The 12370-nt window shown below is 69.0% G+C and carries 12 protein-coding genes; 5 read left to right on the top strand and 7 right to left on the bottom strand.

What is annotated here, in order from left to right:
• The first annotated feature begins 124 nt into the window (after nt 1-124).
• The 4 genes from G578_RS0119160 (at nt 125) to G578_RS0119145 (ending at nt 3803) form a co-directional block, all read left to right on the top strand.
• A complete protein-coding gene (locus G578_RS0119160) occupies nt 125-1261 on the top strand; it encodes a DSD1 family PLP-dependent enzyme (RefSeq protein ID WP_028795625.1) in 1137 nt (378 codons plus the stop codon).
• 46 nt (nt 1262-1307) lie between these two features.
• Nucleotides 1308-1769, top strand: coding sequence for a SufE family protein (locus G578_RS0119155; RefSeq protein ID WP_156907389.1), 462 nt, complete (start codon nt 1308-1310; stop codon nt 1767-1769).
• An 8-nt stretch (nt 1770-1777) separates the two neighbouring features.
• The gene (locus G578_RS0119150; RefSeq protein WP_051245017.1) at nt 1778-2248 is read left to right on the top strand and encodes an iron-sulfur cluster assembly scaffold protein; all 471 of its coding nucleotides are present in this window, start codon (nt 1778-1780) and stop codon (nt 2246-2248) included.
• A gap of 226 nt (nt 2249-2474) precedes the next feature.
• Nucleotides 2475-3803: an MATE family efflux transporter gene (locus tag G578_RS0119145; RefSeq protein WP_028795622.1), complete on the top strand. Its 1329-nt coding sequence runs from the start codon at nt 2475-2477 to the stop codon at nt 3801-3803.
• A gap of 155 nt (nt 3804-3958) precedes the next feature.
• On the opposite strand, the gene G578_RS0119140 is transcribed toward G578_RS0119145, so the two are convergent.
• Entirely contained in the window at nt 3959-5482 is a 1524-nt protein-coding gene (locus G578_RS0119140) for a DHA2 family efflux MFS transporter permease subunit (protein WP_051245016.1), read from the bottom strand.
• Between the two features lie 126 nt (nt 5483-5608).
• On the opposite strand from G578_RS0119140, the gene hisC reads away from it, so the two are divergent.
• Nucleotides 5609-6727 carry a histidinol-phosphate transaminase gene (hisC, locus tag G578_RS27105; RefSeq protein WP_051245015.1) on the top strand — a complete coding sequence of 373 codons (1119 nt, stop codon included), beginning with the start codon at nt 5609-5611 and terminating at the stop codon, nt 6725-6727.
• Nucleotides 6728-6759: 32 nt separating this feature from the next.
• On the opposite strand, the gene G578_RS0119130 is transcribed toward hisC, so the two are convergent.
• The 6 genes from G578_RS0119130 to G578_RS0119105 all read right to left on the bottom strand — a co-directional run bounded on the left by G578_RS0119130 (nt 6760) and on the right by G578_RS0119105 (nt 12279).
• The gene (locus G578_RS0119130) at nt 6760-7365 is read right to left on the bottom strand and encodes a carboxymuconolactone decarboxylase family protein (RefSeq protein ID WP_028795620.1); all 606 of its coding nucleotides are present in this window, start codon (nt 7363-7365) and stop codon (nt 6760-6762) included.
• A 73-nt stretch (nt 7366-7438) separates the two neighbouring features.
• The gene (locus G578_RS0119125) at nt 7439-8083 is read right to left on the bottom strand and encodes a PAS domain-containing protein (protein WP_028795619.1); all 645 of its coding nucleotides are present in this window, start codon (nt 8081-8083) and stop codon (nt 7439-7441) included.
• A 194-nt stretch (nt 8084-8277) separates the two neighbouring features.
• The gene (locus G578_RS0119120; RefSeq protein WP_028795618.1) at nt 8278-9090 is read right to left on the bottom strand and encodes an SDR family NAD(P)-dependent oxidoreductase; all 813 of its coding nucleotides are present in this window, start codon (nt 9088-9090) and stop codon (nt 8278-8280) included.
• Nucleotides 9091-9124: 34 nt separating this feature from the next.
• Nucleotides 9125-9679 carry a carboxymuconolactone decarboxylase family protein gene (locus tag G578_RS0119115; protein WP_028795617.1) on the bottom strand — a complete coding sequence of 185 codons (555 nt, stop codon included), beginning with the start codon at nt 9677-9679 and terminating at the stop codon, nt 9125-9127.
• A gap of 26 nt (nt 9680-9705) precedes the next feature.
• Nucleotides 9706-10788 (bottom strand): FAD-dependent oxidoreductase, encoded by a 1083-nt coding sequence (locus G578_RS27100; RefSeq protein ID WP_051245014.1) that lies wholly within the window; start codon nt 10786-10788, stop codon nt 9706-9708.
• A gap of 27 nt (nt 10789-10815) precedes the next feature.
• Complete coding sequence (locus G578_RS0119105; RefSeq protein WP_028795616.1) at nt 10816-12279, bottom strand: amidohydrolase family protein; 1464 nt, start codon at nt 12277-12279, stop codon at nt 10816-10818.
• Nucleotides 12280-12370 lie beyond the last annotated feature (91 nt).

The raw sequence follows: 12370 nt of genomic DNA, 5'->3' as shown, positions 1-12370 counted from the left end.
TCCTCTCCGGAGGCCACCGGGATGACGGGAGGTGAGTGAAAGAGGATAGAAGCGCTCCCCGTCTTGCCCTGGGCCGTCTGGCGGACGACAGTGGTCCCCTCTTTCGTCACCGGGAGCCTTCATCATGACCACGCCGCCGCCAGCCCGTGTCGGAGATCCGGCCGGTGCGATCGACACGCCCGCCCTGGTGATCGATCTGGACGCCTTCGAGCGCAACCTCGACCGGATGGCGGCCTTCGCCAAGGAAACCGGCGTGCGCATCCGGCCGCACGCCAAGACCCACAAGTCGCCGATGATCGCCCGCCTGCAGATGGAACGCGGCGCCGTCGGCCAGTGCTGTCAGAAGGTCGGCGAGGCCGAGGTGCTGGTCGATGGCGGCATCGACGACGTGCTGGTCTCCAACCAGGTGGTCGGCGAGGCCAAGGTCGCGCGTCTGGCCGCCCTGGCCCGACGGGCGCGCATCGGCGTCTGCGCCGACGACCCGCTGCAGGTCGACGCCTATGCCGCCGCCGCGCGGACATACGGGACGACGCTCCATGTGCTGGTCGAGATCGACGTGGGCGCGGCGCGCTGCGGCGTCGCCCCCGGCACGCCGGCGGTCGAACTGGCCCAGCGGATCGCGGCGGCCGACGGTCTGGTCTTCGACGGCATCCAGGCCTATCACGGCGCCGCCCAGCACATCCGCGGCTATCGCGAACGTCACGCCGCCATCGCCAAGGCCTCCGACCTGGTCGAGGCGACCGTCGATGCGCTCGCCGCCGCCGGCCTGGAATGCCGCACCATCGGCGGGGCGGGCTCCGGCACCTTCCGCTTCGAGACCGGCACCGGGCTGTGGAACGAGCTGCAGCCCGGCTCCTACTGCCTGATGGATGCCGACTACGGCCGCAACCTCAAGGACGACGGCTCCGAAGGGCTGGAGTTCGAGCACGCCCTGTTCATCGCTTCCACGGTGATGAGCGCCGTCGTTCCCGGTCGGGCGGTGGTCGATGCCGGGCTCAAGGCGTCGTCGGTGGACAGCGGGCTGCCCGAGGTCTGGCAGCGCGCGGACACGACCTTCGTCTCCGCGTCGGACGAGCATGGCAAGCTGTCGCTCGGCGCCGGCGCCCCGCCGGCCGGGCTGGGCGACCGGGTCTGGCTGGTGCCGGGCCACGTGGATCCCACGGTCAACCTGTACGACTGGTATGTCGGCGTGCGCGGCGGGCTGGAGAGCGGTCATGTGGAGTGCCTGTGGCCGGTGGCCGCCCGCGGCGCGCTGACCTGAGGGGCTGTTCGTTGACAGCCGCACCGCAACGCGCCAAATCCTGGGCATGGACAAGATGACCCCCGACGCGCCCGACCCTGCACCCGAGCGTTCGATCCACGAGGAGCAGGAAGAGCTCATCGACGAGTTCGCCTTCTTCGACGACTGGATGCAGCGCTACGAGTACCTGATCGATCTCGGCCGCAAGCTTCCGCCGCTGGACGAAGCGTACAAGCGCGACGAGTTCAAGCTGAAGGGCTGCCAGAGCCAGGTCTGGCTGGTCGGCGAGAAGCGGGGCGAGCGGCTGGTGTTCCACGCCATCAGCGACGCGGCCATCGTCTCCGGCATCATTGCGCTGCTGCTGCGGGTGTACTCGAACCGCACGCCGCGGGAGATCGCCGCGACCGAGCCCGACTTCATCCCGGCCATCGGCCTCGACGCCCACCTGTCGCCGACCCGCAAGAACGGGCTCGGCGCCATGCTGACGGCGATCAAGGACCGGGCGCGGGCCGAACTCGACGCGGCATAGGCGCGGCCATGGCGGCGCAGTCCTCGACCCCGGCCCCCACGCTGGCCCCCACTCTGGACAGCGTCTATCAGGACCGGCTGCTCGACCTCGCCGACACCATCGCCCGCGACGGTCATGTGGTCGCCGCGCCCGATGCCGAGACCTCGGCGGTCAGCCGGGCCTGCGGCAGCCGGGTGGCGATCCAGGTGCGCTTCGACGGCGACACGGTCGCCGATTACGGACAGCGGGTGGAGGCCTGCGCGCTCGGCTCCGCCGCCGCCTCGGCGGTCGGCGGCGCGGTGGTCGGCGCATCGGTGGCCGAGGTGCGCGCGGCGGCGATCACGCTGGAGGCGATGCTGAAGCGGGACGGGCCGGCGCCCGACGGTCGGTTCGAGGCGCTCTCCGCCCTGCTGCCGGCAAAGGCGTTCACCAACCGCCATGCGTCCATCCTGCTGACCTTCCGCGCCTTGGAGAAGGCGTTCAAGGCGACGGGCCGGTAGAACAGCCTTCGAGCCACTCGGGTCGAGGTCCTTTTTGCCCATTTCATCGTCATCCCGGCGAGCCCCGGGCTCGACCCGGGGGTCGACCGGGACCTAGATTGGGAGGGTGCTGGGTTCCGGTCCGCCCCCGGATCAGATCCGGGGCCGTCCGGGATGACGGATGCTTGGAAATCATAACGCCTTGCCCTTAAGCCCTGGGGCGGTTCTCGCACATGAAGGACACGACGTGAGCGACGCGCGCCGGACCCGGCTGCTGGACGGGCCGATCCTGAAGACCCTGGCCGTCCTCGCGGTCCCCAACATCGCCGCCTCCTTCCTGCAGTCGGGGATGAGCGTGGTGGAGGGCGCCTATCTCGGCTGGCTCGGCACGGTGGAGCTGGCCGGCGTCGCCCTGGTGTTTCCGCTGCTGATGCTCACCAACATGCTGTCGGGCGGCGCCATCGGCGGCGTGGTCGCCGGAGCGACCGCCCGCGCGCTCGGCGCGGACGACGACGCGCGGGCGCAGGAGATCCTGCGCGCGGCGGTGCTGATCGCCCTGGCGCTGGCCACCGTCATGGCGCTGGCGATCCTCGGCTTCGGCCGCGCGCTCTACGGTCTGCTCGGCGGCGAGGGGGTGGTGCTGGAGGCGGCCGACCTGTACGGCGACCGCCTGGCCGCCGGCATCTTCACCCTGTGGCAGTTCAACGTGCTCGCCAGCCTGCTGCGCGGATCGGGAGACACGATCCGGCCGGCGATCGCGCTCGGCTGCGTGCTGGTGTTGCATGCGGTGATCGCCTGGGTGCTGATCTTCCCGGCGGGGCTCGGCATCGCCGGAGCGGGGCTCGCCATGCCGCTGGCCTATCTCTTCGGGACCCTTGGCCTGTCGGCCTGGCTGCTGAGCGGCCGTGCGGCGGTGCTGGTGAAGCCCGGGCCGGTGACCGGCCGGGTGCTCGTCCCGTTGCTGCGCCAGGGAACCCTGGCGGCGACCCAGTCGGCCCTGACGATCTCCATGGCGCTGATCGTGACCGCGATCATCGGCCGGCTCGGGACCCACTGGCTCGCCGGTTACGGCATCGGGGCGCGGCTGGAGCTGCTGATGATCCCGGTGATCTTCGGGGTGGGCGGGGCGCTGATCGCCATGGTCGGGGTCAATGTCGGCGCCGGCCGGCGGCAGCGCGCGATCCGCGTCGCGTGGACCGGCGGGGCGATGGCGGCCTGTATCGTCGGCAGCATCGGTCTGATCGGGTCGGTGGCCCCGGATCTCTGGGGCGGGCTGTTCACCCGGGACCCCGAGACCCTGGCCGCGGTCGCGACCTATCTGGGCATCGTCGGGCCGTTCTACGCCTTCTTCGGCCTGGGGCTGTGCCTGTATTTCGCCAGCCAGGGTCTCGGCTCCATGGTCTGGCCGGTGGTCGGCACGCTGCTGCGGCTGCTGATCGTGGTGGCCGGCGGCACCGCCCTGGTCGCGACCGACGCCGCCACCCCGCAGGCGGTCTTCGCCGTGGTGGCCGCGGCGATGGCGTTCTACGGCATGTTCATCGTGGCGGCGCTGCGGCTGGGGCCGTGGCGCTCGTAAATTTTCACCGTCATCCCGGTGACCCCGGACCTGATCCGGGGCCGGGCTCGACCCGGAGGTCGGCCGGGACCCAGAAGGGCTGCGGCCCGGTCCCGGCCCGAGTCCGGATCGGGTCCGGTCTCGTCCGGGATGACAATCCAAAAGGAAAGAGCCCGCTATCGCCGCAGCCTGATCAGCAGCATCAGCGGGAGCACGGCGAAGGACGTCAGCGTGAAGGCGTAGAACGAGTTCAAATACCCGATCATCGCCGCCTGCCGGGCCATTTCGCCGGACAGGCCCGCCAGCGCGCCGGCCCCGTCCAGCGACCACACCCGGAACAGGGAATCCTGGAACTGCAGCGCCTCGTTGGTCGGCCGCGCATGGGCCGTCATCTCCGCGTAGTTCACCCGGGCGCTGTTCAGGGCGATGGAGATGGCGATCGAGATGTAGATCGAACTGCCGAAGTTCCGCACCAGATGGAAGATCGCCGTCGCCTCCGACGTCTTCTCCCGCGGCAGGGTGTTGAAGCTGACGACGGTCAACGGCACCCAGACCAGCCCGACGCCGAGCCCCTGGAGCGCACTGGTCCACAGCACGTCGAAGGTGGTCAGGTTGATGCTGAACTGGGACATGTACCAGCCGGCGATGCCCTGCAGCGCGAAGCCGGCGGCCAGGGTCGGTCTGGGGTCGAGCTTGCTGCCCCAGAACATGAAGAAGAACCCGACCAGCGTTCCCACCCCGCGGGCGCCCAGGACCACCCCGATGATCGAATCCGGATAGCCCCGCACCCCCTGCAGCAGGGCCGGCAGCAGGGTCATCGGCGTGAAGTTCAGCATGCCGAAGACGAAGACCAGCAGCAGGCCGATGGCGTAGTTGCGGTCCAGCAGCAGCTTGGGATCGAGGAACGGCCGCTCGGCGGTGAGCGAGTGGGCGATGAACAGGTACAGCATCAGCGCCGCGACCGCGCCGCAGAGCAGGATCGTCGCGCTGTCGAACCAGTCCAGCCGCTCGCCCTGGTCCAACATGAACTGGAAGGCCGCGATGAACATCGCCAGGGTCAGGAAGCCGGTCCAGTCGAGGTAGTTGGAGCCCGCCTTGGAGCGGTCCTGGATATAGATCGCCACCCCGGCGAGCGCCGCGAGACCGCAGGGCACGATCATGAAGAACACCCAGCGCCAGTTATAGACCTCGGACAGGTAGCCGCCGATGGTCGGGGCCAGCACCGGGCCGAGCACCACGCCCATGCCGAAGATCGCCATGGCCGAGCCCTGCTGATGCTTGGGGTAGCTGTCCATGACGATGGCCTGGCTGAGCGGCACCAGCGGCGCGCCGAACGCGCCCTGGAAGACGCGCGCCACCACCAGCAGCTCCAGCGTCGGCGCCAGCCCGCAGGCCAGGGAGGCGACGGTGAACCCGCTGACCCCCCACAACAGGATCGTACGCCGCGAGAACCGGGCGGCGAGCCAGCCGGTCATCGGCGTGGCGACCGCCGTGGCGATGATGTTGAAGGTCACCACCAGGGCGATCTGGTCGGTGGTGGCCGACAGCGCCCCCTGCATCTGCGGCAGCGACACGTTGGCGATGGTGACCGTCATCGCGTACAGCGCGGTCACCATGGTCAGCGTCGTCAGGATCAGCGCCCGGGTCAGCGCATCCGGACGCGTGGCCTCGGCGGGGTCATCGATCGGCTCAGCGGTCATGGCCTCAGCTTATCGGCAGCGCGCGGCAATAACGAGAGGGGCAGCCGTCGCAGGTGCCGCGAGGTGATGCACAGCGCGATCAAATCACGCTAATCTCTGCCGCCCGCCAGACCAGGAGACCCGTACATGGCCGATGCCGAACCCGCGCAGAGTGTTGCGAAGCCCTTCATTCGTGCCATGCCGCCCGCCGGCCAGCCGCCGATCCAGCGGGATTCCAAATCGGGGATCGATCCGGCCGCCATCCGGCGCATGAACCTGAACGAATCGCCCTTCCCGCCGTCGCCCAAGGCGATCGCGGCGATGCAGGAGGCGGCGACCCGGGTGAACTACTACCCGGACCCGGTGTGGCGCGACCTGACGGCCGCTCTGGCCGACCATACCGGCCATCCGCAGAACCGCATCGTGCTGGCCAACGGCTCCGACGAGCTGATCGTCGCCGCCGGCCGCATCGTGCTGTCGCCGGGCGACGAGGTGCTGGTGCCGGTGCCGTCCTTTCCGAGCTACAACAAGACCGCGGCGGTGAACGGCGCCTCCCTGGTCGCGGTCAAGGTGCGCCAGGACGGCGCCGCCGATACCGAGGGGATGCTGGCCGCGGTGACCGACCGTACGCGCATCGTGTTCCTGGCCACGCCGAACAACCCGACCGGCGGGATCCTGAGCACCGAGGAGGTGGTGTCCTTCGCCAAGGCCCTTCCGCCGACCACCCTGCTGGTGCTGGACGAGGCGTATTACGAGTATGGCATCCATGGCGGCGGCTCCGACCATCTGGCGGCCATGGCCGAGGTCACCAACGTGCCGTGGGTCGCCTTCCGCACCTTCTCCAAGGCCTACGGCCTGGCCGGCATGCGGGTCGGCTACGGTCTGTGCGGGTCGGACGAGGTCGCCGGCTGGTTCCAGAAGGTCCGCAGCACCTTCAACGTGAACGCGGTGGCCCAGGCCGGCGCGCTGGCGGCGCTGGGCGATCAGGCGCATATGAAGTCGATCGTGCAGCGCACCTTCGTGGAGCGTCAGCGCCTGGAGGCGGGGCTGGCCAGGCTCGGATGCGAGTCGTTCCCCAGCGTCGGCAACTACCTGTCGTCGAAGACCCCGAAGCCGGCCGCCGAGGTGGTCGCCGAGCTGGAGAAGCGCGGCATCATGATCGGCCGCCTGATGGCGCCGGGCTACGAGGGCTATATCCGCATCACCACCGGCCGGGCGGAGGATACCGACGCCCTGCTGGCGGCGCTGGAAGAGGTGTTGGCGTAAGGCCGGTGCGGAACACGGGCGTCGGCCTGCCGCTACCCGTGGCTCCAATTCTCCGGATCGTCGTTCTCGCCGGGTGACAGGCCGAGGATGTCGCCCTCGGTGTTCACGCCCAGGCCGAGCACCGTGCGGTTGGCGTAGCTGAAATACGCGGTGACCTGGTTGATCTCCAGGATCTCGCCGTCGTCCCAGCCGGCCGAGCGCATCTCCTCCACCATGTCGGCGGTCATGGTCGCCGGGTCGCGGGTCAGGTGCTCGGCATAGCGCAGGGCGGCCCGGTGCTTGGCGTCGAAGGCCGGGCCCGGATCGCCGGCCTCCAGCGCGCCGCGGATCTCGTTCGCCCGGCCGTCGTCATCGAGCAGCCGTCGCAGCCCCTGGAAGTGATGCTCCACGCAGTAGGAGCAGCCGTTCAGCAGGCTGACCTGCACGCCGATGGTCTCCAGGAAGTGCTTGGGCACCGTGTTGGCGGCATGGTGCAGCACGTACTTGTAGAGGTGCATATGCCCCTCCATCGAGTGCGGCCGCAGCGAATGCGCCATCATGATGTTGTCGACGTTGTCCCCCGGCCCCTTCACCCGGTCGTACAGGGTCTTCAGGCGGCCGGTGGCGTCGTCGTAGGGGACCGTCTTTATCCAGGTCATGGCGGGTACCTTCACGGTTGCTCGCCCGACGGTACACCGCCTCCCGCGCTTGCGGCACCGCAGAGTGTCGAGCCTAGGTCGACGCCTTACGCACCCGGGCCTGCTGGCGGGCCTTTTCCTCGGGCGACAGCTCGAACGGGTCCACCGGGATGTTGCCGACGATGAACTGGGAGCAGACATCCCCCTCGTAGGTCATCGGCAGGACCACCCGACGCCAGCATTTCGCGCCGACCCAGTCGGGCGAGCGGTGCAGGCTGTAGATCGGGCGGCGCGCCCGGTAGGCGGCCAGGTAGATCGAACGGTACATCAGCGCCAGATTGTTCCGGGTGGTCCGGTTCATCTCCGACACCGTCTCGCCGGTCCAGTCGCGGCCCGCATGGGTGGCCACGCCGGTGCCGTAGAGTCGGTAGCGGGCGTCGAACCCGTCGCGCAGCACGTCCAGGATCATGATGTTCCCCACCGCGGGGAGCAGGGTCAGCATGTCGAACTCGGCGCGGGTCTGGTGGCCGGTCTGCGGGTCGGTGTGCTTCTGCCAGTAGGAGAACAGGAAGCTCAGCTTCTCATTCTCCAGCTCGTCGGGCGATGTCGCGAAGAAGCAGGCGAGACAGTCGGGGCTCAGGCGGGCCGGCGGACAGCCGCCGATCAGGGCGTTGGCGGCGGCGTCCAGTTCCGCGTCGGTCGGCTCGACCCAGGCGGGGTCAACGGGGCGGTCTTTCAAGCTCGTTCTCCTGCGCCGACACCCCGAGTTCGCGCTCCGGCCTCGCGTCGCGACGGCCGGCACGGGTGGACGGCATCGAAGAGTACGCGACCACACTCCCCGCCGGTTGTCACCCCTTCTCACCCAAAGGTCACCGGCGCCCCTGGGCGATACACAACTGGGTTGTAGCAGCGCCCGGATCGGGTGTCCGAACCCTATCCCCGCACCGAGGTGAGCCCGCCATCGACCGGCATGATCAGGCCGGTGACGTACCCCGCCTCGTCGGAAGCCAGGAACAGCGCGGCGTTGGCCACGTCCCAGGCGGTGCCCATGCGGCCGAGCAGGGGAACCCGGGCGTTGCGTTCGCGACGGACCTCCTCGCGGTCGATGTTGCGCTCCCGCGCCCGGCGCTCGATCGCCATGGGCGTGTCCATCAGGCCTGGCAGGATGGCGTTGGCGCGGATGCCGTATTCGGCGTTCTCGATGGCCAGATGGTGGGTGAGGGTGTTCACCGCCCCCTTGCTGGTCTTGTAGGCGACACCGCTGCGGGCGTTCTGCTCCCAGCGGGCGCTGATCGAGGAGGTCGATGACACGTTCAGGATCACGCCCGCGCGCTGGTCGCGCATGACCGGCAGCACATGCTTGCAGGTCATGACCATGCCCTTGAGGTTCATGTCGAACAGCCGGTCCCAGACCTCCATGTCCATCTCCGGCGTCGGCCGGTCGCCCAGGGACATGCCGACATTGTTGTGCAGGATGTCGATCCGGCCGTAGCGGTCCACGCAGGCGGCGGCCATGGCCCGGCAGCTCTCCTCGTCGGTGATGTCGGCCTCGAAGGCCGAGGCGGTGCCGCCCGCGTCGGCGATCATCGCGACCGTGTCCTGTGCCGAGGCGATATCCTTGTCGACGACCAGCACCGTCGCACACTCCTGTCCGAAGCGCAGGGCGACGGCCCGGCCGTTGCCCATGGTCTCGCCCGGCTGCTGTCCGCCGCCGACGACGATGGCGACCTTGTCCTTCAGGCGCATGCCCGTTCCTCCCGGTTGTTGTTGTTCTTTTGCGTCAGGCGGGCAGGGGGAACTGCTCCAGCCAGGGGGCGTAGTCGTCTTCCACGTCGATCTGCAGGCTGGCGAGGATCCGCACCACGCCGCAGTAGAAGCCGATGGTGACGATCAGATCGACCAGATCGGACCGGTCGATCCCGGCCTCCAGGGTGGCGTATGTGGCGTCGCCGACGGCCATGTCGGTGACCATCTCGCGGGCGGCCCGCAGCACGGCGGTCTCCAGCTCGGGGAAGCCACCGTTGCCCTCCGCCTCGGTCTCCCGGCTGATGGCGTGGATGTCTTCCGCACTGACGCCGAACTGCTCCACGCCGAGGCGGCAATGGTGGGAATACTCGTAGGCGCTGCGGGTGAGGTAGCCGACCTGGATGATCGCCAGCTCGCGCAGCCGCGCATCGAGGGTGCTGCCGTAGCGGATATGGCCGCCGATGGTGCCGAAGGCGCGGGCCATGCCTGGGCTGTTCGCCAGCGCCCGGTGCAGGGTGATCGGCCGCTTCAGCAGATCCCTGTCCTCGGGCGCGAGGTCGTCGGGGGTGAGATACGGAACGCGGGCCACAGGCGGGGTCTCCTTCGATGTTGCCGTCAGTCCGCGATGCCCATCAGGCGTGGACGGAGGATCCGTTGTACGGCATCCAGCGGAACGACCTGGCGGAGCAGCATATTGCGCAGGCCTCGGGCCATCGGGTTCTTCAGGGTCGCCATCGACAGCATCCGCTCGGTCTGCTGCACGATGGACAGTCCGACCCGCCGGCGGTCGCGCGAATAGGAGGTCAACCCGCCGTCCGAGATCCGGTCGGCCAGGACGGTCGCGTCCTCGATCCCGAGATTCATGCCGCGCCCGCCGGCGGGGGAGTGAATATGCGCGGCGTCACCGGCCAGGAACACGCGGCTGCTGCCGTAGCTGTCGACGATCCGATGCCCGGTGCTGAAGTCGGCGGACCAGGACGGTGTGCCGACGATCTTGCCCATCGGCAGTTTGGAGAGGGAGTCGGGGACGGTCGTCACGATCCGGAACCGTCGGCCGCCGAGCGGGATCACCAGCATCGCGTGCTCCGGTTGCAGGTGCATGGTGACCTCGTCGGCGCCGTAGGGCCCGTCGATCTCGACATCGGCGAGGTTCCAGTGCAGCGGGTGCTTTTCGCCCGGGAAACCGACGCCGAGTCCTTTACGCACCATGCTGTGCGCGCCGTCGGCGCCGATCAGGTAGTCGACCCGGACCCGTGTCTCGCTGCCATCCTCGCTCCGGAGCGTTGCGTCGACAACGTCGTCTCCGGCGGAGAACGCGGTAAGACCGGTCCGCCTGTCGACGCCGACGCCCAGAGCCAGGAGATCCTCCTCCAGTATCCGTTCCGTTTCGGACTGAGGCAGGGAGATCAGGAAGTTGTAGCGATGGTCAAGCCGGTCGAAGTGGATATCCGCGAGCGGTTTGGCGCCGGAGAAGAAGCGCATCCTGTTGAGCCGCTGCCCGGCGGCGATCAGACGCTCGGTCAGACCCGAGCGTTCGAGCAGTTCCATGGTCCGGACATTCACCGCCAGCGCCTTGCTGAGCGTGGTGCGGGCGGCGTTGCTGTCGACGATGCGGACGGTCGCGCCGTTCCGGGTCAGTCGGTTGGCGGCAGCCAGACCAACCGGCCCGGCTCCCGCGACGAGGACGGACGGTGCCATGGCGATCCTCCAATGCGTGTCGCCATCCTACACGCTGTCGCGGGTTTCGAACACCATCGGGGCCATCTGGTCCACGGTGCGGCCGGCCCAGTCGCGGGTCGGGATGCTGGAGAAGGAGCGCTCCTGCGCCGCCTGCAGCTCGGTCAGGGCGGCGCGCAGGTCGATGGTCGTGACAGCACCATCCTTCACCACCTGGTTGCCGTCGACGAAGACGTCGCGGATGCCCCGGTCGGTGGCGGCATAGATCAGCGAGCGGATCGGCTCGCGCACCGGCATCATCGAGGGGGCCGTCAGGTCGACGCAGACCAGATCGGCGCGGCAGCCGACCGCCAGCTTGCCGATATCGTCGCGGCGCAGCGCCCGCGCGCCGCCGACCGTGGCGGCGTTGAAGATGTCGGAGGTGTTCAGGTCGTCCACCGTCTCGGCGATGGTGCGGGCCACCGTGGCGACGTTGCGCATCTCCTCCAGGAAGTTATGCGGATAGGTGTCGGTGCCGATGCCCATGTTGATGCCCTCGCGCACATAGCCGCCGAAGGTGCGCAGGGTGATGCCGCGGCGCATGAACACGGTCGGGCAGTGGGCGACGGTGGTGCCGCTGTCGGCCAGCAGGCGCAGATCCTCGCGGGTCGACCAGTGCACCCAGGGGTGATGGTCGAGGAAGATGCCGTGGCCGATGATCGCGTGCTCGCCCAGCACGCCGATATCGCTCATCCACTGCACCGGCGTGCGGCCGTGGCGGCGGATCATCTCCTGGAACTCGTTGACCGACTGGGCGGCGTGGGTCTGCCAGGGCAGGTTCTTTTCCTGGGCGTAGTCGTAGCTGTCGCGCAGCAGGTCGGCGGAACAGGTGTCGATCTGCGCCGGCGCCAGCATGCCCATCAGGCGGCCCGACGGGTGCTGATTGGCAAGATCGATGGTGCGCATCGCCTTCTCGAACCCGGCGCGGCCGCCGCCGGACTCGTCCCAGTCGTACTGAAGCTGGTGGCCGTCATTGGTGTACCATTTGGCATCCTTGAACATCGGCGCCACGCAGGCGCGGATGCCGGACTCGGCCAGCACGTCGAGCCAGGCGTCGAACGGGAAGGAGTAATCGACCACGGTGGTGACACCGCTGGTCAGCAGCTCGGCCATGGCGACCCGCAGGCTGGCGGCGAGGCCCTCCGGATCGTTCTCGAAGATGGTAAGGAACTCGTAGAGCGAGGAGTGGAAGAAGCCGGGGCTGCGGATCTCGTCGGTCACGCCCTTGCGCAGCGGCTCGCTGGTCGGGTGGCTGTGGATGTTGACCAGGCCCGGCATCACCATGCGGTCGGATCCGTCCATCTCCGCATCCACCTCGCCGGTGTAGCGGCCGCCGACCTGGGTGACGACACCGTTGGCGAAGACCACGTCTCCCCCCTTCAGGTAGACGTGCCGGCTCTCCTTGGCGTCCCAGGCGACGATCCAGGCGGCGTTGCGGATCACGGTGGTGCCGGGGGCGGACGGACCGGTCATCGGAAGGGCTCCATGTCTGTGCGGGCGGGTGCCGGGGGAGGCGAGGAATGGGGAAAGTCTAGGCATACATGGCCGAGCCTCGAAAGCCCTC

Source organism: Thalassobaculum salexigens DSM 19539 (genome assembly GCF_000423805.1).
GTDB classification, from domain to species: Bacteria; Pseudomonadota; Alphaproteobacteria; order Thalassobaculales; family Thalassobaculaceae; genus Thalassobaculum; species Thalassobaculum litoreum.
Note: the sequence above shows the minus strand (reverse complement) of the source record. Positions and strands in the feature narration are given on the sequence as shown.

Coding starts and splice junctions, on each gene's coding strand:
- G578_RS0119160 (WP_028795625.1), top strand. CDS start 125: ATGACCACGCCGCCGCCAGCCCGTGTCGGAGATCCGGCCGGTGCGATC.
- G578_RS0119155 (WP_156907389.1), top strand. CDS start 1,308: ATGGACAAGATGACCCCCGACGCGCCCGACCCTGCACCCGAGCGTTCG.
- G578_RS0119150 (WP_051245017.1), top strand. CDS start 1,778: ATGGCGGCGCAGTCCTCGACCCCGGCCCCCACGCTGGCCCCCACTCTG.
- G578_RS0119140 (WP_051245016.1), bottom strand. CDS start 5,482: ATGACCGCTGAGCCGATCGATGACCCCGCCGAGGCCACGCGTCCGGAT.
- hisC (WP_051245015.1), top strand. CDS start 5,609: ATGGCCGATGCCGAACCCGCGCAGAGTGTTGCGAAGCCCTTCATTCGT.
- G578_RS0119130 (WP_028795620.1), bottom strand. CDS start 7,365: ATGACCTGGATAAAGACGGTCCCCTACGACGACGCCACCGGCCGCCTG.
- G578_RS0119120 (WP_028795618.1), bottom strand. CDS start 9,090: ATGCGCCTGAAGGACAAGGTCGCCATCGTCGTCGGCGGCGGACAGCAG.
- G578_RS27100 (WP_051245014.1), bottom strand. CDS start 10,788: ATGGCACCGTCCGTCCTCGTCGCGGGAGCCGGGCCGGTTGGTCTGGCT.
- G578_RS0119105 (WP_028795616.1), bottom strand. CDS start 12,279: ATGACCGGTCCGTCCGCCCCCGGCACCACCGTGATCCGCAACGCCGCC.